A 25,417-nucleotide genomic window follows, 5' to 3' on the forward strand; every position below is an offset into this window, starting at 1 on the left:
TCGATTTTATTTGAGCTATGAATAACTCTGAATTTTCAGGTCCTCGCTATTGGAAGAGCCTCGACGATCTTGCTGAAACACCCGCCTTTTCGGAATGGGTGGAGCGCGAGTTTCCCGCAGGTGCCTCCGAGATGGAAGGTGTCAATCGCCGTCAATTTATGAAGGTTATGGCCGCATCGTTTGGCCTTGCCGGTCTGGGGATGGCAGGTTGCCGTCGTCCCGAGCAAACAATCCTTCCGTATTCCAAGCAGCCGGAGAATGTGATTCCTGGTGTGCCGGTCTATTACACTTCCTCGCAGCCCGGTGCACGTGATAATGTGCCTGTGATCGTTGAGACGCATACGGGGCGTCCTACTAAGATTGAAGGTAATCCCAGCTACAAGCCATACGGCGGCGCTACTTCGGTTTACACTCAGGCGAGCATTTTGGATCTCTATGATCCGGATCGTGCGACCAAGAGCAGTGTCAGCGAAACTGCGGTACGTGATCGCCTCGCTGCCATCAACAAGGCGCATGCTGCCGACGACGGCCAAGGTCTGGTCTTCTTGGCTGAGCCGAGCACTTCGCCGAGTCGTGCCGCACTGGTCGCGCAGATTAAGAAAACTTTCCCTAAGGCGACTTGGACTGAATACACGGCCATCGATCAGAGCACTTCGGAGCAAGCTGCCAAGGCAGTCTTCGGACAAACGCTGCGTTCGATCCCAGAGTTTAGCAAGGCCAAGCGTGTGCTGTCGCTGGATGCCGATTTCCTTTTGAATGCCGATGCATCGATCGGTCTGGCTCGTGACTTCGTCAAGACCCGCAAGGTGCAGGACTCGAAGGATGCGAGCAAGATGAGCCGCCTGTATGCGGTCGAAAGTTCTTTGACTTCGACTGGCTCGATGGCGGATCACCGTTTGCGTCTAAGCAGCAGTCAAATGGGCGCCTTCATCGCGCAAGTCGCCCTCGCTATGGGCGTCAGTCTTCCAGCGAGTGCCAAGCAGGCTGCGGCATCACTCCACGTCGATGCGAAGTGGGTCGAGGAGTGCGCTTCCGATTTGGCTGCCAATCAGGGCCATGCGATCGTTGTGGCAGGTGAGCACCTGCCCCAGTCGGTGCATGCGATCGTGATTGCGATCAATGAAAAGTTGTCTGCACCTGTCAAATACCTGTCTGTGCCCGATGCCGCAGCGGGCATTGCCGATGCTGTCGCGCGCTTGAATCAGGGCGATGTTGAGACCTTGGTGATTCTTGGTGGCAACCCTGTTTTCAGTGCACCGGTCGATCTCGATTGGGCCGCAGCGCAAGCGAAGGCGGCCGAAAGCATTTACTTCGGTATCGAAAAGAACGAAACGGCGAAGGCCGCTAGTTTGGTGATCGCCGCATCTCACTACCTCGAATCCTGGGGGGATGGCCGCACATTTGATGGTACCTTGGTGCCTGTGCAGCCGATGATCGAGCCGCTATTCCCGACCTTTAGTGAGTTGGAGCTGTTGGCGCGTCTAGCCGGTGCGTCTACGACGGATGCGTATGCCATCGTGCAAGCCACATTCAAGGCTCAAGGTGGTCGTGACTTTAACAAATTCCTCAGCGATGGTGTGCTCGACGGGTCTGCATTCAAGTCTGTTAAGACAGGCGCTGCGGATCTTAGCGCAGCCGTGCTTGCTGCGGAAATCGAAGCGCCTGAACTCAGCGCCTCCAAGTTGGACGTGCGCTTTGCGGCGAGTTCGCATGCCGGGGACGGCCGTTACGCCAACAATGGTTGGATGATGGAGTGCCCGGACCCAATGACCAAGCTGACCTGGGACAATGCGATCCTGATCAGCCCACGTCTTGCTAAAGAGTTGGAAGAGCAGCAAGGCATCCAAATTTTCCCTAGCAAGAAGCCCATGAATAAGGACAGTGAGTTCTTCGAGGGCGCGAAGGGGATGCTGCAAACCAATAAGGCAGAGTTCAAACGCGGCAAAGAACAAGCGGTTGTCGCCGAGCTCACTCTGAATGGCCGCACCGTTAAGGGCCCCATTCACGTCGTGCCTGGTATGGCGAATTACACAGTCGTGTTGCCACTCGGCTTAGGTCGTGAAGTGGTCGGTCGCGTGGGTGCTGGCGTTGGTTTTAATGCCTATGCAGTGCGCTCTTCGGATGCACTGGGTGTCGCCACCGGAGCTGCCTTGCAACTGACTTCCGAAGTCAGCCCACTGGCTAATACACAGGAGCACTGGTCGATGGAAGGCCGCGCGATCGTTCGCGAGGGTAATGTCGATTACTATAAGAAGAACCCTGAATTTGCCAACAAGATGGGCGTCGAGTCACATGCACCTGCCAATTACGGTAAGGATGCGGGCAAGTCGCTGCAAGAAAAGTCCGTTGGTCAGTTCCGTGGTAACTCAGCCTACAAGCACCCCAGCTTTGCTGATCCTGCGCCCAATGTTAAAGTTTGGCAGGGCGAAGAGGCACGCAAAGAATATCCCGATATTCAACAGTGGGGGATGGCGATTGATTTGAACAGTTGCACCGGGTGCACCGCTTGTGTGGTCGCCTGCCAAAGTGAAAACAACGTTCCTATCGTCGGTAAAGACCAAGTCCTGCGTGGTCGCGAAATGCACTGGATGCGTATCGATCGTTATTTCTCGGCTGAAAAATACGACCAGACGGAAGTTCCCGAGGATGTGCAGGTCTCTTTCATGAGCGTCATGTGCCAGCACTGTGAAAATGCACCTTGCGAGCAGGTTTGCCCTGTGAATGCGACGGTTCACGACACTCAAGGCCTCAACACCATGGCTTACAATCGTTGCGTTGGCACTCGTTACTGCGCGAATAATTGCCCCTATAAGGTGCGTCGCTTCAACTTCTTTGATTGGAATAAGCGTCAGATCGGCGAAGTCTATAAGGGCCCACTCGGTCCGGTCGACGAGCCAGAACTGCATAAGATGCAAAAGAATCCAAATGTCACTGTGCGTATGCGTGGTGTGATGGAGAAATGCACTTACTGCACACAGCGTATCGAGTCCGCCAAGATCGAGCAAAAGCGTCTTGCGGGTGCCACGGGTAATATCAAGATTGCCGACGGCACAATCAAGACGGCTTGCCAACAAGTTTGCCCGACCGATGCGATCACTTTTGGTGACGTTTCGGATGCTAACTCTGAGGTGTCGAAAATCAAGGCGAGTGATCGTAATTACTCTGTCTTGGGCTACCTCAATGCACGCCCACGCACCACTTACTTGGCACGTTTGCGCAATCCAAATCCAAAGATGCCCGATGCATACAAGAAGCCATATGCCTATGCTCAATACGATGAGCGTTACGGCCACGGCAGCGGGGGCGACCATGGAGCCGGACACGGCGATGCCCACGGCGCGCACGATGCACACGCGACTCCCGGCCACGATGCACATGGTGCCGACGATCACTCCTCTCATCAACATGAAGCCGCACCTGCCGCTCACTAATCTCTAACACTTGCGAACCGATTCAAATGGCTACGACTACTCAAGATAGTTCAATGGATGCTACACAGGCCGCTTTGTTGGCCAAAGTGCAGCCCGCTGAGCTCCAAGAACAGCCCCTCGTTACGAACAACCGTGACTTCAACTGGGTAACTGACAAGATTTGCCGCATCGTCGAGACAAAGACCCCCACATGGTGGTGGATTTGTATGGCGGTTGCGCTCATGACAGCGTCCTTCACAGGCCTCGGCTTGCTCTGGCTCGTCAGCTCCGGTGTCGGGGTCTGGGGCTTGGCCAATCCGATCAACTGGGGCTGGGCGATTGTTAACTTCGTTTTCTGGATCGGTATCGGCCACGCCGGCACACTGATCTCCGCGGTGCTTTGTTTGTTGAAACAAGGCTGGCGGACCTCGATTAATCGAGCGGCGGAAGCGATGACCATTTTCGCGGTGGTCTGTGCGGGTATTTTTCCGCTCTTCCACGTCGGTCGTGTATGGTTCGGCTGGTGGCTCTTCCCGATTCCTAATTCCAATGGTATCTGGCCTCAGTTCCGTTCGCCACTGGAGTGGGACGTGTTTGCGGTCTCCACCTACGGCACCGTCTCTGTGCTCTTCTGGTATATGGGAATGATTCCTGACCTGAGCGTGCTGCGTGACCGTGCGGTGCAACGCCTCAAAAAGAACGCCTACGAAGGTGCGGGGGCATTGGCCAAGGGCATGGATATTTTCCGTAAAAACTTCTATGCGATCTTCGCCATGGGCTGGCGCAATGCGGGTAATCACTGGCGCAACTATGAAATGGCCTACCTGATTCTGGCCGGTATCTCCACGCCACTGGTTCTTTCCGTGCACACGATCGTTTCGTTCGACTTTGCCTTGGCGGTCTTGCCTGGTTGGCACACGACCATCTTCCCACCATATTTCGTGGCAGGTGCGATTTTCTCCGGTTTCGGTATGGTGCTGACGCTGATGCTCCCATTGCGTGCACTTTATGGCATGCACGATCTGATCACACAGCGTCACATCGACAATATGTGTAAGATCTGCTTGGGCACTGGCTCGATCGTCGGTTACGCTTATATCATGGAGTTCTTCATCGCTTGGTATGGCGCCAACCCATATGAAAGCTTCGCCTTCATCAATCGTGCCTTTGGTCAATACTGGTGGGCTTATGTGATGATGTTTAGCTGCAACGTATTCACGCCACAGTTGTTCTGGTTTAAGAAAGTTCGCGAGAACTGGGCTTTGGTTTGGGTCATGTCGATCTTCATTAACGTGGGGATGTGGTTCGAGCGTTTCGTGATCACCGTCACATCGCTGGCCAATGACTTCCTGCCTTCCAGCTGGGGTTACTACTCGCCAACAATGGTCGATATCCTGACATTCTTTGGCACCTTCGGCCTCTTCAGCGTCCTTTTCCTTCTTTTCCTACGCTTCCTCCCACTCATGCCGATTGCGGAAGTTAAATTCGTAATGCCAGCCGCCGACCCACATGGTCACCACGGTGACGCGAAAGGAGACCATCACTAATGTCTGAATCATACGGAATCATCGCGAGCTTTCCCGATACACCAGCTTTCTTCCACGCGGCAGAAAAGGTGCGGGATGCCGGTTACAAAAAGTGGGACACGTATTCATCGTTCCCTGTTCACGGTATGCCTGCTGCACAAGGCCAGCCACGCTCTAAAGTGCCTGTCTTCACCTTTTGTGGTGGCGTCAGTGGTTTCACTTTGGGCATGACGATTGTGTGGTTTATGAATGCATTTAACTATCCACTCATCGTGGGGGGGCAGCCATTCTTCAGTCCCGTCTTCCCGTTCCCGATTATGTATGAGCTGACTATTCTGCTCTCTGCATTCGGCACTCTGGGCGGCATGTTTATCACCAATTTGCTCCCGCAGCACTACAACCCACTCTTTAACAGTGACAAGTTTCTGGAAGTCTCCGGAGACCGTCTCGTCATCGCGATCGAAGCTCGCGATGGTCAATACGATCCTGTCGCCACACGCCGATTTCTCGAAGAGATTGGTGGAACCGACATTGAGGAGGTCTCAGCCTAGGACATCATCATGCGTATCTTCTTAACCATTTATGTTTTTGCGATCATCGCAGCGGTATCGATTCTCGGTTTTCGCGGCTCGATCAGCACCAAGCCGCCACTGGAGGTCTTTCCTGATATGGATCGCCAGGCGCGTTATAAGCCACAGGCAGAAAATGAATTTTTCGCCGATGGCCGCAACGATCGCTCTGTGCCCGCAGGCACAGTCGCTCGTGGTAATTACTTCAACCAAGTCGAAGTGTTCTCCGAAGACTTCGAAGACACTCGCCTCGGTGATACTGCCTTCAACCAAGGTAAGAATGCCGATGGTTCGCTTGTTAAAAAGATCCCCGTCGAAGTTAGCTACGAGCTGATCCAGCAGGGTAAAGAAAAGTATGACATCTTTTGTTCCGCATGTCACGGCGCTGCCGGTGATGGTAATGGAGTGACCAAGCCATACGGAGTGCTCGCAGCCAGCTATCATGATGCTCGTCTGCGCTCCGTCGAGGATGGTCACATTTTCGATGTCATCACTAATGGTAAAGGGCTGATGCTCCCTTTCAATGATCGTATTTCACCAGAAGAACGTTGGGCCATTGTCCTTTATGTTCGCGCTCTACAACTTTCGCAAAACGCGAATGTCGAAGAGCTGACCTCCGTACAACGCACAGAGTTGGGATTTTAATTATATGAGTTCGGATACAACTAACTCCAAAGGTAGTAACGTAGGGCTAATCGCTCTGGTTGTCGGCATCGTCGGCATCGTTATTGCACTCTTCGGTTTCAAGCAGGGGTGGGACGACGGTGACGTGCGTCCTATCATGAGCTGGCTCATCGGCATCGGCTTTTGGCTCTCGATCGCCATCGGGATGCTTTTCTTGACGCAAATCTGGTATGTCTTCCATGCCCGCTGGCCGACGATCATCCGTCGCCAATGTGAGCATGGTATGGCGGCCTTTCCTTACTTGCTGGTCCTGTTCTTGCCACTCTTGGCGATTCCATTCCTGCACGAGAATCCAGGTTTGCTCTGGAAGTGGATGGATGGTCACAACGCCTTGCCAGGCCACGGCACGGTCGGTGAAGATCCGCTTTATCAGTGGAAGTCGCCATTCCTGAACATTCCTTTCTTCGCGATTCGTGCGATTGGTATTTTCGGCGTCTTTATTCTAGTTTCGGGGCTCTTGCGCCGCTGGTCTTTCGACACGGATACGACCGGGGATATTAATAATACCCACAAAGCACGTCGTCTGTCGTCTTTGGGACTGTTCTTGACCTCGATTGCGATGACTCTTGGTGCGATCGACTGGTTTAAGTCACTCGAATACCACTGGTTCTCCACCATGTATGGTGTCTGGTTCTTCGCTGCGAGCATGCGTGCCGCGATCAGCACATTGTTGATTCTCTGTGTGATCTTGTCTTGGAAGGGATACCTGAAGGGCATCCTCAAGCAATCGCACCGTTACGACCTCGGTTGCTTGATGCTGACCTTTACCATTTTCTGGACCTATATTAGCTTCTCACAGTATTTCCTCATCTACAGTGCGAATATTCCGGAAGAAACCTTCTGGTATAATATCCGTGAAATGAACTTCGACGGCACTCGCAACAGCTGGTGGTGGGTGAGCATGGGCTTGATTTTCGGCCACTTCCTGACTCCATTCCTATTGCTACTTTGGTATAAGACCAAGGTGGTCGTCTGGCGCACAGTCATTGTGGCGGGTTGGATTCTAACCTTCCATGTACTCGATCTCTACTGGAACATCGTTCCCGGCAAGATGGTGACACCGGATCATGGACCCGGCTATCTCGTCCGCCAGTTTTCGATCTCACCATACGATATCGCCGCACTGATCGGTGTCGGAGGCATCTTCATCTTCGCAATGTGCCGTAGCATGGGGAAGGCCGAGCCGATTCCTGTTCGCGACCCTAACATCCTTAAATCTCTTAACTACAGCGAGTAATCACGATGTCAGCAACTCAAGTATCCAAGAGCAATTCATTGCTTTCCTTCCTCGGAGGTCTGGGCGCAATCCTGATTTTCGGCCTTATTCTCTTCGTCGCTTATTTGCCGAATCGTCCGGAGCCGGTCAATGCACAGGCCGGAATCGATCGTCAGGCTAAGGCCGATGAGGCGCGCGCCGCGGGCTTGGAAAAGCTCAGCAGCTATAAAGTCATCAATGCAGAAGCGGGCACTGTGGCAATTCCTATCGCGGATGCGATGGAATTGACCGTGGCTGCTTACACCCAAGCGGCACAGGAGGCGGACGGCGCCGAATAATTGACTGGTATGGACGTCGATAGCTATACCAGCATACTGCCACTGATCACTCTAGGAGTTCTTTTCTTCATTGTGGCAGTGAGTATGCTGTATTGGTCGGCTAAAAAAGGCCAACTGCGCAATTTCGATTCCCAAGCCAAAGTTATATTTACTGATGAGGAGCCGGAAGGCCAAGTTTCCGACTCTTTTCCAACCAAGAATAAGAAGAAAAATAAGAACAGAGATAATTAGGAATTAAGAATTACGAATTAGGTTGTTGTTTAATTTAATTCGTTAATTCGAGCATTCTTAATTTCCGAATTCTTAATTCCCAATTTTTAATTCACCTAATGTCCAACTCATCCAACGAAAGTCCGTATTCATCAAACAGCTTAGCTGTGCGGGCGGAATTGAGCGCAATCGATGCTTCGATTCGTTCAGCTTCTTTATTCTTTGTCATATCAGCAGTCTCCTGGTTGCTGATTGGCACTGTGTTTGCCTTACTCGCAGCCTTTAAAGCGCACGAGCCAGATTTTGCCAGCACCTACGAGTTTTTGACCTTTGGTCGCGTGCGCTCGGCTCACTTAAACGCGATGGCACTCGGGTGGGGGAATAATATTATTTTCGCGGTAGGTTTGTGGATCATGGCGCGTCTTTGTCGTGCGCCGATCAATCACAAGGGGATTCTGCTGATCGCTGGTATCTTTTGGAATATCGGCCTGACTGTCGGTATCTTTGGCATTCTGAAGGGAGATATCACTTCTGTTGAATGGCTGGAGATCCCTCATTACGCGACACCCTTGCTGGCGATTTCATACGCATTGATCGGTGTCTGGGGGGTATTGGCCTTTCGCTTCCGTAAAGGCGAGCACGTCTACGTGTCGCAGTGGTATATCCTGGCCGCATTGTTTTGGTTCCCGTGGCTCTATGTCATCGCTCAAACCATGATCATCTGGTTCCCCGCACGTGGTGTCGTGCAATCGGTGACTAATTGGTGGTTCGCGCACAATGTGCTGGGGCTTTGGCTCACACCCATGGCGCTTGGCACCGCTTATTATTTGATTCCGAAAGTGCTGGGCCGGCCGATCTATTCTTACTACTTGTCCGTGCTCGGCTTCTGGGCCTTGGCCATTTTTTACAATTGGGCTGGGGTGCACCACTTGATTGGGGGTCCGATTCCGGTTTGGTTGATTTCTGCAGGTATCGTAGCTTCGGTGATGATGGTGATTCCAGTCATCGTGGTCGGGATTAACCACCACATGTCGGTGGTCGGCCTGCACAAAGAAGTTTGGCGCAGCCCGACGCTACGTTTCATCGTCTTTGGTGCGATTTCCTATACATTGGTCAGTCTGACCGGCTCGGCCATGGCCTTGCGCTCCGTCAATGAAGTGACACACTTTACACATTTCACGGTCGGGCACTCTCACCACGGCGTCTACGCCTTCTTCACCATGATTATGTTCGGCGGCGTCTACTATATGATGCCCCGCTTACTCAAGCGTGAGTGGCCCTCCGCTTCCTTGATCAAGATCCATTTCTGGGCCTCTGCGATCGGTATCACTGTCATGGTGGTCGCCCTGCAAACAGGTGGCTGGATTCAAGGCCTTGAAATGAACAATGCGGAGATTCCTTTTCTCGAAACTGTTCAAAATACCATCCCGTGGTTAAAAGCGCGTTCCATTTCCGGAGTCATGCTCACCATCGGGCACATCGCTTTTGCTATTAATATCGCTTGGATGCTGTTTGCTGCCGGTGCTGTTCGCGCCAAGCAAGGTCCGACCCTCCTCGATGATTCTAAGGAAGGAGGCATCGTTTAATGAAAAACTTACCATTACTTTTTTGCGGCATCTTCTTTGCATTGGCCTTTTCGTTTACCGGGCTGATCTTGAGTAGTCACATTCAACTCGGCAGTCTGACTCGCACGACTGAAACATTAGTGCCTTCGGACGAGGATCCGACTGTTCTGGTCATGCCAGAAGGAGAGACTCTTTTCCCCGCCATGCCAGGCGGCATCGAGCAACAAGGCAAAGACGTCTACATCTCGATGGGCTGTATCTATTGCCATACTCAACAAATTCGTCGTTCTGGATTCGGTGCAGATATCGACCGTGGTTGGGGCTCGCGTCAAACTGTAGCCCGTGATTACATCACCCAGGATCGTGTTTTACTAGGCACGATGCGTGCCGGGCCTGATTTGGCCAATGTGGGGGGGCGTATCTTCCAACAAGGTGGCCGCGACTGGCACCATTTACACCTCTACAATCCACAAATCACATCCGAAGGTTCTACGATGCCTCCATTTGCATTTTTGTATGAACTGCGTGAAATCGATGGCACCGCTTCCGCGGATGCACTCAAGTTTCCACCGGATTCCAAGTATGCACCAGAGGCAGGTTACGAGGTCGTGCCAACACGTCGCGCCAAAGCCTTAGTTGAATATCTACTGAGCCTCAAAATTAATTACAGTCTCCCAGAGGCACCGATCAGCGAATAATGAGCGACCACGAACACAATTCCGGTTCCAATTCTAACAGCCGCGAGGCTCTGGAAAAGGCTGCTATGCAGGATGAGCACATGCAGGATGTGCATGCGCAGCTCATGCGTGAAAAAGAAGAGCCGCATGAAGGCTTTTCACCTGTGCCGATCTTCCTCATGTTCGTATTTGCCGCGCTTTGCTTTTGGGGTGGGGTGTATCTAGTCGAGTATTCAGGGAATTTTCAGGCCAACGCCTTTTCACCACACTTCAACCCGGCCGCTGGAGCGCCTAAGGCGGTTGAAATTTCGCTATATGACCGCGGTGCCAAAGTGTTTCGTAGTCAATGTGTCGCTTGTCACCAAGCCGAAGGTAATGGGGTGCCTGGGGTCTATCCACCATTGGCCGGCTCGACTTGGGTGACTGAACACCCAGAGGTCACCGCACGTATCTTGATCAACGGTCTGAACGGTAAGATTGAGGTGAAGGGTAATACCTATAACGGTAACATGCCTGCTTTTGGACCGGGTGGTCTGGCGCTCAGCGACAAAGACATTGCCGGTGTCATTACCTACATCCGTCAATCTTGGGGTAACGATGCATCTGAGGTCACTGTTCAAATGGTAGCCGATTATACTGCGACCTACAGTGCACGTTCCACTCCATGGACCGCAGATGAATTGAAAGAAGGTCTCGGCCCAATTCCAGCAGCCGCGGCTCCCGCAGCTGAAGCCGCCGCACCCGCTGCAGAAGAGAGCAGTGCTGCAGCGCACTAAAAAAAAAACGGTAGCGGGGCTTAACAGCCTCGCTACCGTGCGTGTGGATTTTGTTACTTGTGGGGATGACGTTTGCCATCCCGTTTCTTGCTGAAGAGCCAATCCTCAGCAGTTTGCTGACAGGTTAAGACATGATTGCTTCGTTTCACCTTATCGGCAGTTTAAATCTACATAATTTCTTAAACCGTTAATCGAGCTGCCCTAGGGCTCTAACTAGTGGGAAAGATATAACCTTGGGCGAGTTGGGTGTAGCTTTTAATTTGTTCGCTTTCCCATGCTGCATCGCGGCCGAGTTCCTTGGCTAAGATTTTGGCGACTACAGGGGCGGCTTCGATGGAGGCGCGGGCGTTGAGTAGGAGCGCGCGTGTGCGGCGTGCGAGCACGTCCTCGACGCTGCGGGCCATTTCTTCTCTGGCATGCCAGACGACTTCGCCTTGTTGATAGGGTAGCTTCGGATGGATTCTTTCGCTGAGTTCGGGATGTTCTTTGATCAAATCTTGTATACGTAGTGCGTCGGATCCGTAGCTAGCTAGATTGCTGGAGGGGGCCGCGGCACGTGTCCATCCATGGATTTGCATCTCCTCGGTTTGACAACGCTTGTGGTCGAGTCCACCCAAGGTTTCGGCTTGCTCGATCACATCTTCGGCCATCTTGCGGTAAGTGGTCCATTTACCACCTGTCAAGGTGATGAGGCCGCTGCCGCTGACGATGATGCTGTGATCGCGTGAGAGGGCTGCGGTGTCGGATCCGTCGCCAGCTTTCACCAGCGGGCGTAGTCCGGCGAAGATGCTCAACACGTCTTCAGGTTTCGGATCTTTGGCCAAGTATTTGCAGGCGTGGGTGAGCACGAAGTCGCGCTCTTCTTCGAGTGCGCGGGGTTCGAGGCTGTGAGTGTCGAGCGGTGTGTCGGTCGTGCCTACGATGACATGGTCATGCCATGGCACGGCGAAGAGCACGCGGCCATCGGCTGTTTTGGGAATCATGATCGCGGCATTGCCGGGGAGGAAGCTTTTAGGCAGCACGATGTGAATGCCTTGGCTGACAGAGATAATGCCCTTGGATTGCGGCTCATCCATTTTACGCAGGTCGTCGACAAAGACACCCGTTGCATTGATCACGGCCTTGCCGCGCACGGTGAACTTTGTGTCGTTTTCGATATCGTGTATTTCAACTCCGGATACAACGTCGTTCTCTTTGACCAATCCGACGCAGCGGCAGTAATTGAGCATGGCAGCACCGAGTTCTTCCGCGGTTTGTGCCAGATTGACGGCTAGTCGTGAATCATCGAACTGGCCGTCGTGATACACGACGCCGCCGACGAGTTTTTTTTGCTCCACAGTGGGGATTAGGTCGACAGTCTCTTTCTTACTGAGGTGGCGCGAAGGCGAGAGCCCCAGTTTGCCGGCGAGTTGATCATACACCTTCATACCGATGCCGTAGAAGGGGCCTTCCCACCAAGAGTAATTCGGGATGACGAAGGACTGCGAGTGCACCAGGTGTGGCGCGTTTTGAGTGAGACGGCCACGTTCGCGCAGTGCTTCTAGCACGAGGGAGACATTGCCTTGTTGCAAGTAACGGACGCCACCATGGACGAGTTTGGTGGAGCGACTGGAAGTGCCTTTGGCGAAGTCGGCCTGTTCGAAGAGGGCGACGCTGTGCCCGCGGGCGGCGGCGTCGACGGCGGCGCCGAGTCCGGAGGCACCGCCGCCGATCACGACGACGTCGAAGACTTTGTCGGGGGCTTGTGCGCGATCGAGTGAGATAGATCTTTTCATGATGTTCTTTCGTTGGAGATTTTGTTTTCTGTGGCGGACGAATGCTTTTGCAGCGGCCTATTCGTCGACTTCGTCTTCCCAGTTTTTGGAGCGTTCCAGGGCTTTGTTCCAGCCTGCGGTCAGTGGAGCCATGTCTTCGGCTTGACGTTTGGGGGTGAAGGAGTGGTCCTTTTCCCAACGCTTGGTGATGGCGTCGCGACTCTTCCAGAACCCGACCGCGAGACCGGCGAGATAAGCGGCGCCGAGTGCCGTGGTTTCGATACATTTCGGACGGATGACTTCGGACTGTAAGAGGTCGGCTTGAAATTGAAGCAGTGGATCGCTCTTACAGGCACCGCCATCGACGCGTAGTTCTTTGAGTGAAATGCCGCTGTCTTTTTCCATTGCGGTGATGAGGTCGGCGCTTTGGAAGGCGATCGACTCCAGTGCTGCGCGGCAGAAGTGTGCGCGGTTGGTGCCACGTGTGATGCCGACTGCGGCGCCACGCGCGTAGGGGTCCCAGTGCGGGGCGCCTAGCCCGGCGAATGCGGGAACCAGAAAGAGACCGCCTGCATCTTCGACGGTGGCGGCTAGTTCATCCAGTTCTTGTGCGGTGCGGACCAGTTGGAGCTCGTCGCGAATCCATTGCACCACGGCGCCGCCGATAAAGATGGAGCCTTCGAGGGCGTATTCCGTCTTGTCGCCGATGCGCCAAGCCACGGTGGTGAGTAGGTTATTTTTCGAACGGATCGGTTGCTCGCCCATGTTCATGAGTAAGAAGCAACCTGTGCCGTAAGTGTTTTTCGCCATGCCAGGGTCGAAGCAGGCTTGCCCGAAGAGTGCGGCATGTTGATCGCCCGCGATGCCGGCGATGGGCGCGCCTCCGGGGTAGAGGTTCTTCTCAACGTGGCCATAGACTTCCGAGCACGATTTGATTTCGGGCAACATGCAGCGCGGGACGTTGAAAAGTTCAAGCAGTTCGTCGTCCCAGCCGTCTTGGTCGATGTTGTAGAAGAGGGTGCGGCTGGCGTTGGTGATGTCGGTGACGTGTACCTTGTGACCAGTCAGTTGCCACACCAACCACGAGTCGACCGTGCCGAAGAGCAGATCGCCCGCTTCGGCTTTTGCGCGGGCCCCTTTGACGTTTTCTAAAATCCAACGCACCTTGGTTCCCGCGAAATAGGGGTCGAGGCGTAGGCCGGTCTTTTCGGAGACCATGGCTTCGATGCCATCTTCTTTTAGCTTGCGGCAGTAGTCTGCGGTGCGACGGTCTTGCCATACGATGGCGTTGTAAACGGGTTTGCCAGTGTGCTTATCCCAGACGATGGTGGTCTCGCGTTGGTTGGTGACACCGACCGCGGCGATGGAGTCGGAGGAGAGATCGGCGCGGGAAATGGCTTCGGCCGCGGTGGCGCTTTGGCTGGACCAGATCTCCATCGGGTCGTGCTCGACCCAGCCTGGCTTGGGATAAATCTGTTGAAATTCTTTCTGAGCGACGGCGACGACTTTGCCGTCGTGGTCGAAGATGATGGAGCGCGAGCTAGTGGTGCCTTGGTCGAATGCGAGGATGTATTTTTCTTGAGACATGGTATGGTATTTGGGTTGAGCTTGGGTTGAATTATAGAGCGGAAAAGACGAAGAGCTGTGCGCCGGCGATGCCGCCGAGGATGGGCGCGACAATGGGCACCCAGGCGTAGGCCCAGTCGGAGCTGCCCTTGCCTTTGATCGGGAGCAGGGCATGTGCGATACGTGGTCCCAAGTCGCGGGCCGGGTTAATGGCATAGCCAGTCGGGCCGCCTAAGGAGAGGCCGATGGCCAGAACCAGCACGCCGACGAGTAGGGGGCCGAACCAGGTGCCCATTGTGCTTGCCCATGCCAGTTGCGTGCTGTCGGCTCCCATGGCGACTTTGCCGAGAGCGAGCACACAGAAGACCAATATGATCGTCCCGATAAATTCGGTGATAAAGGCGGGCACCATTTTACGAATGGCAGGCGAGGTGCTGTGACAAGCGAGGATCAGTGCGGGGTCTTCGGTTTCTTCCCAGTGAGCGTAGAAGGTGAGATAGACCAGTGTCGAACCGATGAAAGCGCCTACAATTTGAGAGAGCACGTAGCCTGGGACGAGGGCCCATTCAAAGGCGCCGATGGATGCCAGGCCGATCGTGACGGCTGGGTTGATATGTGCGCCGGATACGCGACCCACGATATACACGGCGAGTGCCACGGCGAGGCCCCATCCGAGTGCGATGACGATCCATCCGCCATTATTAGCTTTGGATTTGGAGAGGACAACATTGGCGACCACTCCGTTTCCGAAGAGAATCAAGAGAGCAGTTCCGAGGGCTTCGGCAATATAAGGATGCATTGGGGTATTTTGGTTTTTGGGTTTTTATTAAAGAGGTAGGTGGTTTATTGAAAATGAAACTAAATATTATGCAAGTCATTTATTTATAGTGATTTATGTTATGATTTGAGTTGCGATTTATACTGTTGTCTCCATTTTATCTAGTTTGAAATTGGTCTTAGTTGCTACAAAACAGAAAAAAATCTTTGAATTCCAAGGTTTTACAGGTAATTTGCTTGGGATTTCCAATATCATTTTCGATTATTTATCTCAAACATCTGCGAAAAAATGTTACCTGCACAGCGCCAAGAATTCATATTACGCCGGATAGAGGCGGAAGGATCAGTGAAGAGTATTGAGTTGGCACGAGAGTTTGAAGTGACCAACGAGACCATTCGTAAGGACTTGGAGGCCTTGGCGGCGGAAGCACGTGTGATTCGGATACATGGAGGGGCGACACGTATCACCGATGCGCGTCACGATATGCCTCTACCGGCGCGTCAATCGATGAATCGTTTCGAGAAATCGATTGTAGCTCGTGCGGCAGTGCAAGTGATTGAGCCCAATGACACGATTTTTCTAGATGCCAGTTCCACCGTTCTGACGATGACGGATTACCTGCCCGCCGTGCCACTGACAGTTTTGACGAATGCGCACCATGTGATTGTGGCTCTGGGGGGGCGGGCGAACTATGACTTAATTTGCACGGGTGGTGCATACGAAGAGCGTTCTCGTTCCTATGTCGGTGCAATGGCTGAGGATGCCCTGAAGCGCTTTGTGATTAAATGGCTTTTTGTCGGTGTGGATGGTTTTCACCATCTACTGGGAGCTTCGGAGGTCAACCCCGGGCAGGCGGTCTTGAAGGAACGGCTGATTCCTCGCGCAGAGAACGTATGCGTGGTGTGTGATTCCACCAAATTGGAAAAGAAGAGTCCCTTTATTTTCGGCGAAATTAACCAATTTTCGGTTTTGGTTACTGATGATCGGGCGGATCCTGGAATACTGAAATTATATGAGGGTGCCGGTATGCGTGTGATTGTGGCGGAGTTGCCGCGTGACAAATGAGCATTAAAACGTGATCGAATACGAGTTGCTCACTTCGGCGGTCTGATCGATAATTTGCAATTCAACTGCGGGCTTTGAGCCGCTCCAGTCAATTCGCACCAGTCCAAATCCAAGTCCGGTTGCAACGTCGCCATTACGGTATTGGTTGGGTTCGCCTGGGAAGGTATCCCAAATATGAGTGAGTCCGCTGGACGTGATGTCGACCAGTGGGAAATCGAAAGCGTCGTCTTCCAATACGGAGATTTCGTGAATGTGTCGGTCGCCGCTAATGAGCACGGTGGGTTTGTGGCTTTGAGCGATCTGCTGGAGTAGCCATTCGCGGTCGGCGGGATAATCGGCCCATTTCTCGTATTTATGCTCAGATGAGATGATTTGCGTGCCGCTCACGAAAATGTGCAAATCTGCAGTGCTTTGCGCGAGAGCTCTTTCAATCCATTGGCGCTGCGTGTCGCCCAGTAAATCGGGCTGGTCGGATTTTCTGCTGGTGGCGAAGTAGCGATTGTCGAGCAGCAGTATTTTGGTGCGTTTGCCCTCGGGGCCAAAGTCGTAAGCGCCATAAATGCCTTCGCGCTGCCAGCGAGGATCATTGATCGGTACCTCCATGAAGCTGAGCGCGAGGTCCCTTGTGATTGCCTTTAGCGGGTAGGTGCTGACTGCGTTGTTCTTTCCGTAGTCGTGATCGTCCCAAGTGCCAATGATTGGAGTGTTCGCGCGAAACGCGGCGTAAGCGGGATGGGTATACTGGCTGGCATAGCGCTTGGTGATCCATTCACGGTTAACACTATATTTTTCCCTATGGCCGTCTGGACGCTCATACCAGTCTGCATAAATGTTGTCGCCACCCCAGATCCAGAGGTCGGGCTGCTGGTCGGCAATGATGGGCCACAGCGGCTGTGGCAACTCGTCTCGATTGCAGGAGCCAAAGGCGATGACTTCCAACGGGCTGTCGAAGTTATCGGGGAATTTTGCTGAGGCTGAAGAGAGCGCGAGGGCAAAAGTGGCGATGAGCAGAGTGTACATGGAGGAGCGCATGTCGCGAATCTGAATAATCTCGGATAGGTGGCAAGTTCGGAGATGTCGACACGCGATACAGTCGGCCGACGACGCTAAGTTGATTTGCGAAGAGACTCATTCATTTTACGGAAGAAGTTGGATTGACAAGCAGCCCGCCGCTGCCGTCAATCGCATGTCTATGAGCGAAGCAAAGCCAGTCATTCTCACCTGTGCCCAACCCACTGGGCAACTGACTCTCGGTAACTACCTTGGAGCCATTAAGAATTGGGCGACGATGCTCGACGACTACGAGTGCTATTTCGGTGTCGTTAATATGCATTCCATCACGGTGCCCTATACGCCGACAGATTTGCGTAAAAATACACTGTCGTGTGTCGCCCAATACATCGCATGCGGCTTAGATCCTGAGCGCTCAAATATCTTCGTTCAGTCGCACGTGATCGGACACACCGAGTTGGCTTGGTTGCTCAGCTGTATCACACCCATCGGCGACTTGCAGCGCATGACGCAGTTTAAGGAAAAAGCCGCTAAGCTCGGCTTCAATGTGGGGGAGGGGAACGACCTGAAATTTACCCACGAAGGCGCACGCGCCGGCGCTTCGGTCAACTCTGGGCTGCTGATGTATCCCGTGCTGATGGCGGCTGACATCCTTCTCTACAATGCCGACGCTGTGCCCGTGGGGAACGACCAGCGCCAGCACTTGGAGCTCTGCCGCGATCTAGCGCAGCGTTTTAATCACAAATACTCTGACACCTTTACCATTCCCGAGGCGTTCATCCCCAAAGAGGGCGCGCGTATCATGTCGCTACAAGACCCTGAGCGCAAAATGTCGAAGAGTGACGACAATCAAAACGCTACGCTTTACCTCCTCGACGAGCCGTCCAAGCTTAAGAAGAAGATCATGAGCGCGGTGACGGACTCTGGTAGTGAGATTGTCGCCGGCGACGACAAGCCCGGCGTTTCCAATCTGCTACAGATCTACTCCGCTATGAGCGGACGCACCGTTGCCGACATTGAAGAGTCGCTGAAGGGAGAGGGCTATGGCACCTTGAAAAAGGAAGTCGCCGACGCGGTGATCAGCGTGCTCGAACCCGTGCAAGCAAAGTATCACGACTTGATCCAAGATAAAGCGTATCTCGAAGGCGTGCTCAAATCTGGTGCCGAAGCCGCGCAAAAACGCGCCTACAAGGTGCTGGGTAAAGCCTATCGTAAGGCCGGCTTTGTGGAACGTCCGCGATAAAATTTATGTTTTCTATTCTGTTGATGCGCCTCCGAAGTCGACGACTTCTGGGTAGATCTGGCCAGTCGCTCCGATCTTAAATAGGTAAACTTTGCCTGTTTCCATGCGTGTGTAGATCGCATTGCCGAAGACCGCGGTGATGCCATATTGGCTGAGGCGCTCGGGATCGTTGGCGAGGCTCCAAATGGCCTCCCAAAACACTGTGCGATCTTTCACTTTCAACGATCTGCTGATCGCATGATAGCGCTCGGGCGCGTTGCCAGGTATCTGGATGGGCTCGCCTTGATCGGGTGCGGTTTGCTCTCCGTAGATACGCCGCCAAAGGTAGAGCGCTCGCTCTTTGCCAGCGCGCACATTGGCATCGCTAAATTTCACGATCAGGGCGTCGAAATGCACCACATTGCCCTGGATTGTATAAATGTGCTCATCGACGATCTCTTTGGGGTTGCCAGCAGCAGTTTGGACAAACTTCAGCACCGTGGTCAGCTGCCCCAGGGCATTTGTTTCCTGTGAAATCACAGTGGCAAAGCCGATCTGCTCCTCTTGGCTTAGGTTGGTGAGTGCCTTATTTAATTCATGATTCTCAGTGAGCAGGCTATGAATACTGGAACTAGAGAGATAAAATGAAAGGCCTAGTATCGCTGCGACTAGTAGGGCTGTGAGCCCCACTAGCATAGCCAGTATCTTTCCTCCATTGCGGTTGATCATCGTATAAGTCATGCGGATTCGTCTAAAAACGCCAACTCTATCTGAGCTGGTCTTATTATTTTGGTGTATCCGGATTGCAGGCTGTGACTTCTTTTACCTTTTCAGTTGAGATTCTTTCGCGACAAGCGACAGTTCTTTGCGTGATGACTGCATCAACATTTGATTACACCCGCGTGCGCGCGGATTTTCCAATTCTCTTTTCTGAGGTTCGGGGCAAGCCTTTGACTTATTTGGACAACGGAGCCACTTCGCAAAAGCCTGCCTCTGTGATTGAGGCGATCGATCGCTACTACCGAGCGGAGAATTCCAATATTCACCGAGGGGTCCACTATCTTAGTGAGAAGGCGACCGATGCTTACGAATCTGCACGCGCGAAGGTGGCTCAGTTTATTGCTGCGCCAGATCCCGACGAAATTATTTTTGTACGCGGAGCGACCGAGGGCATCAATCTAGTGGCGCATGGTTTTATAGAGACTCAACTTTCGGAGGGAGATGAGATTCTCATCACCCACATGGAGCATCACGCCAATATTGTGCCATGGCAAATCGCTGCCGAAAAGACCGGCGCCATACTCAAGGTAGTGCCGGTGAACGATACCGGAGAGCTCGATTTGGAAGCGTTCACGGACTTGCTTAGCGAGCGCACTAAACTGGTCGCAATGGTGCATGTTTCCAATGCCTTGGGCACTATCAATCCCGCGAAGGCTTTGATTCAAGAAGCGCACGCGCGCGGAGTGCCCGTGCTGCTGGATGGCTGCCAATCGGTGCCGCATATGCCGGTGGACGTGGCTGAGCTGGGCTGCGACTTTTTTGTCTTTTCAGGGCATAAAGTCTTTGGTCCCACGGGAGTCGGCGTCCTCTGGGGGAAGCGTGAATGGTTAGAGCGCTTTCCGCCTTATCAAAGCGGGGGCGATATGATTGAGCGGGTGGACTTCGATGGCACGACTTATAAGGGGATTCCTGGTAAATTTGAGGCCGGCACGCCTCACATCGAAGGAGTCATCGGTCTCGCGGCAGCGATCGATTATGTCAATCGCATCGATCGTGCGGGAGCACTTGCGCATGAGCAGGCCTTGCTGATCGATGCCACTGAAAAGCTTTCCGCTGTGGATGGTTTGCGTATTATAGGAACCGCGCAGCAAAAGGCCTCTATTCTTTCGTTTGTGATTAATGAGATCCATCCGCACGATATCGGGACTTTCCTGGACGCCGATGGCGTTGCGGTCAGAGCCGGGCACCATTGCACGCAACCACTGTTGAAGCGTTATGGCGTGCCAGCTACGGCCCGGGCCTCTTTTTCGTTTTACAATAACTTTGAAGATGTTGATCGTTTAGTCTCAGCTGTCACCAAAATGCAGCGTTTCTTCGGATAATTAATCGTATCGTTTGCTATGTCCTCTCATGAAGAACTTAAATCGTATGCCGCTCGTCTAGGGGAGGCTGAGTTTTCGGCGCGTATGGCTGCGGAAAAACACATGCGTGAACGCCGGGGAGAGGGGCAGGGCAAGGGCATTTTTCGTTTCGAGCACAAGTTTAATACGTATGCGGTGATACGTTTCTGCTTGAAGATGAGCGGCTTTTGGAACCGAGCTGTTCGTAACTATTTTGATATTCAAGTTGTGCGCCGCGAGGTGCATCTCGCCAAGCTTCCGCCTGAGTTCGATGGCTATACGATACTTCAGCTCACCGATTTGCATGCGGATTTACATGCCGATTTTCCTGCGAAGCTGAAGCAAGTGATCGCTCCTTTGGCCTATGATTGCCTGGTCATGACTGGTGACTTCCGAACCTGTATTTTGGGGATCATTCAGGTGCGACAGCGGCGACGATTGAGATCGTTTCCGATGTCAAGGCGCCTAAATATGCGATCTTAGGCAATCACGATAGTTTGGCGAAAGTTCCTGCGATGGAGGCAGCGGGCATACGCTTTCTATTGAATGAAAACGTCGTGCTCCGACGAGGTGATGCGGAGCTATATTTGATCGGTATCGACGATCCTAATTTTTATAAAACGCACAGCTTCGAGCGCGCGCTCAGAGGCGTGCCCGTGCAGGCGACTAAAGTATTACTATCGCACTCTCCGCAAACTCACGCCCTCGCGGCCGAGCATGGCATTGATTTTCTTATGGCCGGTCACACGCATGGTGGCCAAATCTGTATGCCTGGAGGGCATATTCTGATGCATGACGGCAGTTCGCCGCGTCATTTGCTCGCTGGGGCCTGGACCGAAGGTACGCTTCAGGGATATACCAGCCGTGGCACGGGGGCCAGTGGTCTACCGGCTCGGATTAATTGTCCCTCGGAGGTGACTTTACACACGCTGCGTTGCGGCTAAGTCTGCTTGAACTGACAGATGGCAGTCGCTTAATCTGCAACTTTTTCAGTATTTCCCAGTAATTCGGTCGATCCTGCCCGACGAAACATGAAAGGTTTGCGAATCCAGCCAACGATGCCGGATTCTTCTTGTTTGATTTCAGCTTCCGCTTCGTTGATTGCGCTCTCCCATGCCGAGCTGAACCCCGGAGCCCTGGCGTTCATCACGCGAATCGCTTTTTCATATAGGTGCAGGGTGCGAATTTCCACTCGTCCGGGCTTTTGCTTTAAGGCACCAATGGTTTGACTCAAGTTTTGGTTGGTTTGCTGCAAAGCTACCAGTTCCTCCTTGAGGGATTCATTACCCTTGGCGGTAATCTCCATTTGAGTGTGGAGATGTCCCTTTAATGTCGCAATTTCTCGATTTAATTGGGCCGCTTGCGCCGCAGTGGTCGAACGTTCTGCACGTAGCTTTCCGAGTGATCGCAACCAGATGATTAAGGCTGCGATCAGTCCTATACAAAGGCCGATGACCAAGGGATGGGTGAAAATGTTGATGAGCATTTCTTTCATACGATGAGAAAATACTGAAATTATGAGTTTTGGCGAATTAAACTATACACAGCTAGGTTGTATTCTTGTAAAAACCGCTTTTAGTTGGACGTGAAGGCGAATTTGATTGACCAATTTTGGATATAGGGGTAATTACCTATTTATATTTCGTTTAAATTACGTATTTTACTTGGGCATGAAACTTATAAATCGAGCGCTTACAACCACGACATTAGCACTTGCAGCGTGCAGCAGTGTTGAGGCCGCATTTGAAATGAATATTGTTGGTGTACTGCCTCCGACGGTGGGCACGGTGGAGCCCGGTGGCACTGTAGTGACGCCAGTCAATGGTGCGCAAGCTCAGTTTGAACTCAGTTTGTTGGATACGGATACAATGGCGACATCTACGGGCTATTTGCAGGTGACACTCGATAGCTTTACTTCGGATTTAACAAAACACAGTATCACCACTGGACAAGGGCATTCCGATCGTGTCGGCATTTTGATTGAAGGCGGAAGTAATCGTTCAGCGACCTACACTTTCAGTTTTTACCAAGACTCCGATTTTTTGGTTCCACTTGAGTTGGATTTTGTGATGCAGGTGGCTGACATTGATAGTTCAGAGCAATTTTCTGTGAGTGATGCTGCTTTTAGCGGATATACACTTAGCTCTGGTACGCAATTAGTAGAGTTGTATCCGGTCGCACCTGGTTTCATCGGCTTGACTAATTCTGCAGGGGAGAACCCAGATAAGGCAAATCCACAGGCTGCTGCAAATTTTCAGAGTATTGCAAATGTCAGTAGCTTTCAGGTGATCGTAGCGGGTTCGGCTACAGGCTACGGAAGCGAATTTCAATTCGACTTCACGCCCGACATTGTGGTGCCGGAGCCATCCACTTACGCATGCTTATTGGGTATTGTTGCGTTTTCGACTGTGGCGCTACGCCGACGTAGGTTCTAGTCGTATTTCAGATATTACAGCTCTTTTATAATCGAAGGCCACGGGGATCAATTATCTCCGTGGCTTTTTTTTGTATCTATGATACCCGTCGGTTGAAGAGCAGTATACTTTTATATGGATTAGCTTAAGCGTAGCGATACTTTAGAGCCTGATTCGTGGATAGAGGCAGGGGCTAGCCACGAATTATTATCTGATGAGGGAGAGACTGAAATCTGGCGGGCACATATTCCAATGCTGTCTGATTGGACGAAGGAGTTCTTTCAGATAGAAGTCGATAAGAAATAGTCTACTGACACCTTCACCTTGGATGCATGAAAAAGCCCCGTCGCTTTGTCGCGACGGGGCTTACCCTAATAACCCTATATGAAAAAGTCTTTAAGACTTTGAACTGTTTTCTACTGTTAGCTGCGGCGTCGAATCATGATGGAAGTCAGTGCTAGCAGGCCTGCGATGGCTGCAAAAGTAGATGGCTCGGGGATTTGTGTGAGTGTGACATTATCCACATAGACTGCGTTGCCCGCATCACGGCCAAACTTATCAACTCCGCCACTGTTATAGGTGTAAAACTTTAGCGATAGGCTGCTGTTGATATTCGCAGCTGTTAGTGTGGTAAATCCGATCGTTGCGAGGTTGAGTGATACGTGGGTGAATCCCGTGTCAGTTATGTTGAGATTGCTCACAGTTTGATTGACACTGTTTCCGTCAAATCTGACATCCAACAAAAGTGTTTGGGGTGAAGAGGTTAGACCCAGAGCCGATATATCAAATTCGAGGTTGTAGTCTGCTGCATTTTCGCTGGTTGCCAAGGTGCCCGTTGCTTGTTGGTTGGTGAACATGTTGAGTGCATATTGTTCAGGATCTGTCACTGCACTGGCATCAAACTCCAAGCTCAAGGCTGCGCCTGTGAGTCCATTGGTGTTGCCACTATCAGAGAAGGTGTAGGTGACTCCGGTCGCAGTAGTTGAATCATTCTGGCTGTAGGGGGAGAAGGTGTCGTAGTCGGTGCTGTAGATGGTTTGCGCCGACAAGTATGATACGCTGCCGATGAGCGCAATGGCTGTGAGTAGTGTGGATGTAGTTTTCATTATGTAGTTTATGTTGATTTTAGGGGATATATTGAAGTGAGATTCATGCACAGGTTGTGACTATTAATGAATCTAGACAGATGTGATTCGCGGTCAATCGCTCGACTGTTGCGAATAGATTGCCCATTGAGAGCGAGTTACTTACGGGATTTTACTCGCCTATCAATTGTGAGCACGAATCCGCTGTACTGCATCGCGATTTTGCGGGCTTGGAGGTGTCGACCTTAGCTTCCGTATTGCCAACGAATCTATTGTATAAGCATTTGGAAGTTGTTCTTTTTTGCGACTAATCGTCTTCCTGTTGCGTCACTAAGCGCGGAGCCATTTGTTTGAGTGCTGTGCCGTGTAATATACTGGAGGCCGCGGAGCGGCCGAGACGGCGATAGTCGTAGCGTAAACGTGTGTGCGGTGCTGTCACGATACCTGTGCCTTGGATGGCAACCATCTCTACGGTTTTTCGATCGGCCTCTCGGATGCGGGAAGCGAGGCCGAGGGCGGTGTTGTCCTCCGTACATATAAAGCAGCTATGCGGTGGAATTTGACGAACCAACTCGTTCACAGCTTTTTCGTCGTAATACGAGAGGCTATGAGTGGATAGAGTCGCTAGTGTCTCTTGCATTTGAGCCACACTGCGATGCAAGAGCGGTTCCTCGGGAGTGCTTTCAACGAGATAGACTTGATTGAATGCGCGCGATTGTACGTAGTCGGCTATGAGTTGTGCGCCAGCGGAGTAATTGGGTGTGATGACTTTGGCATGTGTTTCGGAGCCACTTAGCAGTTGTATGCATTGATTGCGTGGAAAGGGGATCTGTTCGAGCGCGGCATCGCACCATAGGTGGTCAAAGATAAACCCAGCACAGCCTTTGGGAATTGTTCTAAGCAATTTTTGCAGTTCGGATTTTTGTTCCGCTTCGGTTGCAATAATAGCTGGTTCCAGCTCAACGGGCACCTGCACAAGTGTGGGGGAGGAGTGTAAAATGAGGGGGCTGCCATTCGTCGTGCAAATTTCAGTGACACCTTCGAAGATTTCTTGATAGAGCTGGCTCCAGTCCTGAATTTGTCGACCGATAAAGCAAATCGGCTTACCTTGCAGTGTATGACTCTGTGCACTGGCGGGATAAAATCGACGGTTGGGACCTTGCCATACATAGCCCTCAGCTTCGAGATCGTGGAGGAGGCGAAAGATGGTGGTCGAGTGTAAATCGAATTGATCGGCCAACTGCCTTAAGGAGGGCAGAGGTGCATTTTCTGCCAGATTTTTTACTAGATCGAGTATGCCAGCTCGGGCGGCTTTGGTGTACGTTGTGAGATTGCGTGGCATATCTAGATTGATTTTTGCTAGTCTTTATATGCAACTAAACTGGTTTGTTGCATTTAGCAATTAGCGGCAAAATATAATCATTATCAATT

At 52.2% G+C, this 25,417-nt stretch carries 24 protein-coding genes; 16 read left to right on the plus strand and 8 right to left on the minus strand.

What is annotated here, in order from left to right:
• Positions 1 to 17 precede the first annotated feature (17 nt).
• The 10 genes from SH580_RS20070 to SH580_RS20115 all read left to right on the plus strand — a co-directional run bounded on the left by SH580_RS20070 (position 18) and on the right by SH580_RS20115 (position 10,971).
• The gene (locus tag SH580_RS20070; RefSeq protein ID WP_319832597.1) at positions 18 to 3,431 is read left to right on the plus strand and encodes a TAT-variant-translocated molybdopterin oxidoreductase; all 3,414 of its coding nucleotides are present in this window, start codon (positions 18 to 20) and stop codon (positions 3,429 to 3,431) included.
• 26 nt (positions 3,432 to 3,457) lie between these two features.
• Positions 3,458 to 4,957, plus strand: coding sequence for an NrfD/PsrC family molybdoenzyme membrane anchor subunit (gene nrfD / locus SH580_RS20075; RefSeq protein ID WP_319832598.1), 1,500 nt, complete (start codon positions 3,458 to 3,460; stop codon positions 4,955 to 4,957).
• Positions 4,957 to 5,487: a DUF3341 domain-containing protein gene (locus SH580_RS20080; RefSeq protein ID WP_319832599.1), complete on the plus strand. Its 531-nt coding sequence runs from the start codon at positions 4,957 to 4,959 to the stop codon at positions 5,485 to 5,487. Before nrfD ends, SH580_RS20080 begins: the two co-directional genes overlap by 1 nt.
• A 9-nt stretch (positions 5,488 to 5,496) precedes the next feature.
• Positions 5,497 to 6,150 (plus strand): c-type cytochrome, encoded by a 654-nt coding sequence (locus SH580_RS20085; protein WP_319832600.1) that lies wholly within the window; start codon positions 5,497 to 5,499, stop codon positions 6,148 to 6,150.
• A gap of 4 nt (positions 6,151 to 6,154) precedes the next feature.
• Positions 6,155 to 7,426 (plus strand): hypothetical protein, encoded by a 1,272-nt coding sequence (locus tag SH580_RS20090; RefSeq protein ID WP_319832601.1) that lies wholly within the window; start codon positions 6,155 to 6,157, stop codon positions 7,424 to 7,426.
• Between the two features lie 5 nt (positions 7,427 to 7,431).
• On the plus strand, positions 7,432 to 7,743 hold the full coding sequence (locus SH580_RS20095; protein ID WP_319832602.1) for a hypothetical protein: 312 nt from the start codon (positions 7,432 to 7,434) through the stop codon (positions 7,741 to 7,743).
• Positions 7,744 to 7,752: 9 nt separating this feature from the next.
• Positions 7,753 to 7,974, plus strand: coding sequence for a hypothetical protein (locus SH580_RS20100; protein ID WP_319832603.1), 222 nt, complete (start codon positions 7,753 to 7,755; stop codon positions 7,972 to 7,974).
• A gap of 98 nt (positions 7,975 to 8,072) precedes the next feature.
• Positions 8,073 to 9,539, plus strand: a complete 1,467-nt coding sequence (locus tag SH580_RS20105; RefSeq protein ID WP_319832604.1) for a cbb3-type cytochrome c oxidase subunit I — start codon at positions 8,073 to 8,075, stop codon at positions 9,537 to 9,539.
• A complete protein-coding gene (locus SH580_RS20110; protein WP_319832605.1) occupies positions 9,539 to 10,216 on the plus strand; it encodes a cbb3-type cytochrome c oxidase subunit II in 678 nt (225 codons plus the stop codon). Before SH580_RS20105 ends, SH580_RS20110 begins: the two co-directional genes overlap by 1 nt.
• Entirely contained in the window at positions 10,216 to 10,971 is a 756-nt protein-coding gene (locus SH580_RS20115) for a c-type cytochrome (RefSeq protein ID WP_319832606.1), read from the plus strand. Before SH580_RS20110 ends, SH580_RS20115 begins: the two co-directional genes overlap by 1 nt.
• Before the next feature lie 209 nt (positions 10,972 to 11,180).
• On the opposite strand, the gene SH580_RS20120 is transcribed toward SH580_RS20115, so the two are convergent.
• From SH580_RS20120 to SH580_RS20130, 3 genes are read right to left on the minus strand one after another with little or no spacing between them, the layout of a single operon-like run.
• The gene (locus SH580_RS20120) at positions 11,181 to 12,746 is read right to left on the minus strand and encodes a glycerol-3-phosphate dehydrogenase/oxidase (protein WP_319832607.1); all 1,566 of its coding nucleotides are present in this window, start codon (positions 12,744 to 12,746) and stop codon (positions 11,181 to 11,183) included.
• Between the two features lie 57 nt (positions 12,747 to 12,803).
• The gene (gene glpK / locus SH580_RS20125; RefSeq protein ID WP_319832608.1) at positions 12,804 to 14,312 is read right to left on the minus strand and encodes a glycerol kinase GlpK; all 1,509 of its coding nucleotides are present in this window, start codon (positions 14,310 to 14,312) and stop codon (positions 12,804 to 12,806) included.
• Between the two features lie 31 nt (positions 14,313 to 14,343).
• On the minus strand, positions 14,344 to 15,090 hold the full coding sequence (locus SH580_RS20130; RefSeq protein WP_319832609.1) for an MIP/aquaporin family protein: 747 nt from the start codon (positions 15,088 to 15,090) through the stop codon (positions 14,344 to 14,346).
• A gap of 267 nt (positions 15,091 to 15,357) precedes the next feature.
• Between SH580_RS20130 and SH580_RS20135 the strand changes: the two genes are divergently transcribed.
• Positions 15,358 to 16,134, plus strand: coding sequence for a DeoR/GlpR family DNA-binding transcription regulator (locus SH580_RS20135; RefSeq protein WP_319832610.1), 777 nt, complete (start codon positions 15,358 to 15,360; stop codon positions 16,132 to 16,134).
• Between the two features lie 3 nt (positions 16,135 to 16,137).
• On the opposite strand, the gene SH580_RS20140 is transcribed toward SH580_RS20135, so the two are convergent.
• Positions 16,138 to 17,166 carry an alkaline phosphatase D family protein gene (locus SH580_RS20140; RefSeq protein WP_319832611.1) on the minus strand — a complete coding sequence of 343 codons (1,029 nt, stop codon included), beginning with the start codon at positions 17,164 to 17,166 and terminating at the stop codon, positions 16,138 to 16,140.
• Between the two features lie 160 nt (positions 17,167 to 17,326).
• Between SH580_RS20140 and trpS the strand changes: the two genes are divergently transcribed.
• Positions 17,327 to 18,388: a tryptophan--tRNA ligase gene (trpS, locus tag SH580_RS20145; protein WP_319832612.1), complete on the plus strand. Its 1,062-nt coding sequence runs from the start codon at positions 17,327 to 17,329 to the stop codon at positions 18,386 to 18,388.
• Positions 18,389 to 18,400: 12 nt separating this feature from the next.
• On the opposite strand, the gene SH580_RS20150 is transcribed toward trpS, so the two are convergent.
• Positions 18,401 to 19,108 carry a hypothetical protein gene (locus SH580_RS20150; protein WP_319832613.1) on the minus strand — a complete coding sequence of 236 codons (708 nt, stop codon included), beginning with the start codon at positions 19,106 to 19,108 and terminating at the stop codon, positions 18,401 to 18,403.
• A 131-nt stretch (positions 19,109 to 19,239) separates the two neighbouring features.
• On the opposite strand from SH580_RS20150, the gene SH580_RS20155 reads away from it, so the two are divergent.
• From SH580_RS20155 to SH580_RS20165, 3 genes are read left to right on the plus strand one after another with little or no spacing between them, the layout of a single operon-like run.
• Entirely contained in the window at positions 19,240 to 20,469 is a 1,230-nt protein-coding gene (locus SH580_RS20155) for an aminotransferase class V-fold PLP-dependent enzyme (RefSeq protein WP_319832614.1), read from the plus strand.
• 18 nt (positions 20,470 to 20,487) lie between these two features.
• Positions 20,488 to 20,970 carry a hypothetical protein gene (locus SH580_RS20160; protein ID WP_319832615.1) on the plus strand — a complete coding sequence of 161 codons (483 nt, stop codon included), beginning with the start codon at positions 20,488 to 20,490 and terminating at the stop codon, positions 20,968 to 20,970.
• A complete protein-coding gene (locus SH580_RS20165) occupies positions 20,964 to 21,431 on the plus strand; it encodes a metallophosphoesterase (protein ID WP_345786235.1) in 468 nt (155 codons plus the stop codon). Before SH580_RS20160 ends, SH580_RS20165 begins: the two co-directional genes overlap by 7 nt.
• A gap of 29 nt (positions 21,432 to 21,460) precedes the next feature.
• Here SH580_RS20165 and SH580_RS20170 read toward each other — a convergent pair whose 3' ends face one another.
• Positions 21,461 to 21,982, minus strand: coding sequence for a hypothetical protein (locus tag SH580_RS20170; protein ID WP_319832617.1), 522 nt, complete (start codon positions 21,980 to 21,982; stop codon positions 21,461 to 21,463).
• Between the two features lie 175 nt (positions 21,983 to 22,157).
• Between SH580_RS20170 and SH580_RS20175 the strand changes: the two genes are divergently transcribed.
• Complete coding sequence (locus tag SH580_RS20175; RefSeq protein ID WP_319832618.1) at positions 22,158 to 22,922, plus strand: PEP-CTERM sorting domain-containing protein; 765 nt, start codon at positions 22,158 to 22,160, stop codon at positions 22,920 to 22,922.
• Positions 22,923 to 23,323: 401 nt separating this feature from the next.
• Here SH580_RS20175 and SH580_RS20180 read toward each other — a convergent pair whose 3' ends face one another.
• Positions 23,324 to 24,007, minus strand: a complete 684-nt coding sequence (locus SH580_RS20180) for a hypothetical protein (protein WP_319832619.1) — start codon at positions 24,005 to 24,007, stop codon at positions 23,324 to 23,326.
• A 286-nt stretch (positions 24,008 to 24,293) separates the two neighbouring features.
• Entirely contained in the window at positions 24,294 to 25,328 is a 1,035-nt protein-coding gene (locus SH580_RS20185; RefSeq protein WP_319832620.1) for a helix-turn-helix domain-containing protein, read from the minus strand.
• Positions 25,329 to 25,417: the final 89 nt, after the last annotated feature.

The sequence above is a fragment of the Coraliomargarita algicola genome (assembly GCF_033878955.1).
Taxonomy (GTDB): domain Bacteria; phylum Verrucomicrobiota; class Verrucomicrobiia; order Opitutales; family Coraliomargaritaceae; genus Thalassobacterium; species Thalassobacterium algicola.

Bases quoted from the DNA above. Each gene is read 5' to 3' on its own strand.
- SH580_RS20155 (WP_319832614.1), top strand. From the start codon at position 19,240: ATGACTGCATCAACATTTGATTACACCCGCGTGCGCGCGGATTTTCCA.
- SH580_RS20120 (WP_319832607.1), bottom strand. From the start codon at position 12,746: ATGAAAAGATCTATCTCACTCGATCGCGCACAAGCCCCCGACAAAGTC.
- SH580_RS20140 (WP_319832611.1), bottom strand. From the start codon at position 17,166: ATGCGCTCCTCCATGTACACTCTGCTCATCGCCACTTTTGCCCTCGCG.
- SH580_RS20130 (WP_319832609.1), bottom strand. From the start codon at position 15,090: ATGCATCCTTATATTGCCGAAGCCCTCGGAACTGCTCTCTTGATTCTC.
- SH580_RS20095 (WP_319832602.1), top strand. From the start codon at position 7,432: ATGTCAGCAACTCAAGTATCCAAGAGCAATTCATTGCTTTCCTTCCTC.
- SH580_RS20105 (WP_319832604.1), top strand. From the start codon at position 8,073: ATGTCCAACTCATCCAACGAAAGTCCGTATTCATCAAACAGCTTAGCT.
- SH580_RS20180 (WP_319832619.1), bottom strand. From the start codon at position 24,007: ATGAAAACTACATCCACACTACTCACAGCCATTGCGCTCATCGGCAGC.
- SH580_RS20085 (WP_319832600.1), top strand. From the start codon at position 5,497: ATGCGTATCTTCTTAACCATTTATGTTTTTGCGATCATCGCAGCGGTA.
- SH580_RS20110 (WP_319832605.1), top strand. From the start codon at position 9,539: ATGAAAAACTTACCATTACTTTTTTGCGGCATCTTCTTTGCATTGGCC.
- SH580_RS20135 (WP_319832610.1), top strand. From the start codon at position 15,358: ATGTTACCTGCACAGCGCCAAGAATTCATATTACGCCGGATAGAGGCG.
- SH580_RS20175 (WP_319832618.1), top strand. From the start codon at position 22,158: ATGAAACTTATAAATCGAGCGCTTACAACCACGACATTAGCACTTGCA.
- nrfD (WP_319832598.1), top strand. From the start codon at position 3,458: ATGGCTACGACTACTCAAGATAGTTCAATGGATGCTACACAGGCCGCT.
- trpS (WP_319832612.1), top strand. From the start codon at position 17,327: ATGAGCGAAGCAAAGCCAGTCATTCTCACCTGTGCCCAACCCACTGGG.
- SH580_RS20185 (WP_319832620.1), bottom strand. From the start codon at position 25,328: ATGCCACGCAATCTCACAACGTACACCAAAGCCGCCCGAGCTGGCATA.
- glpK (WP_319832608.1), bottom strand. From the start codon at position 14,312: ATGTCTCAAGAAAAATACATCCTCGCATTCGACCAAGGCACCACTAGC.
- SH580_RS20160 (WP_319832615.1), top strand. From the start codon at position 20,488: ATGTCCTCTCATGAAGAACTTAAATCGTATGCCGCTCGTCTAGGGGAG.
- SH580_RS20115 (WP_319832606.1), top strand. From the start codon at position 10,216: ATGAGCGACCACGAACACAATTCCGGTTCCAATTCTAACAGCCGCGAG.
- SH580_RS20150 (WP_319832613.1), bottom strand. From the start codon at position 19,108: ATGACTTATACGATGATCAACCGCAATGGAGGAAAGATACTGGCTATG.
- SH580_RS20170 (WP_319832617.1), bottom strand. From the start codon at position 21,982: ATGAAAGAAATGCTCATCAACATTTTCACCCATCCCTTGGTCATCGGC.
- SH580_RS20090 (WP_319832601.1), top strand. From the start codon at position 6,155: ATGAGTTCGGATACAACTAACTCCAAAGGTAGTAACGTAGGGCTAATC.
- SH580_RS20070 (WP_319832597.1), top strand. From the start codon at position 18: ATGAATAACTCTGAATTTTCAGGTCCTCGCTATTGGAAGAGCCTCGAC.
- SH580_RS20080 (WP_319832599.1), top strand. From the start codon at position 4,957: ATGTCTGAATCATACGGAATCATCGCGAGCTTTCCCGATACACCAGCT.
- SH580_RS20100 (WP_319832603.1), top strand. From the start codon at position 7,753: ATGGACGTCGATAGCTATACCAGCATACTGCCACTGATCACTCTAGGA.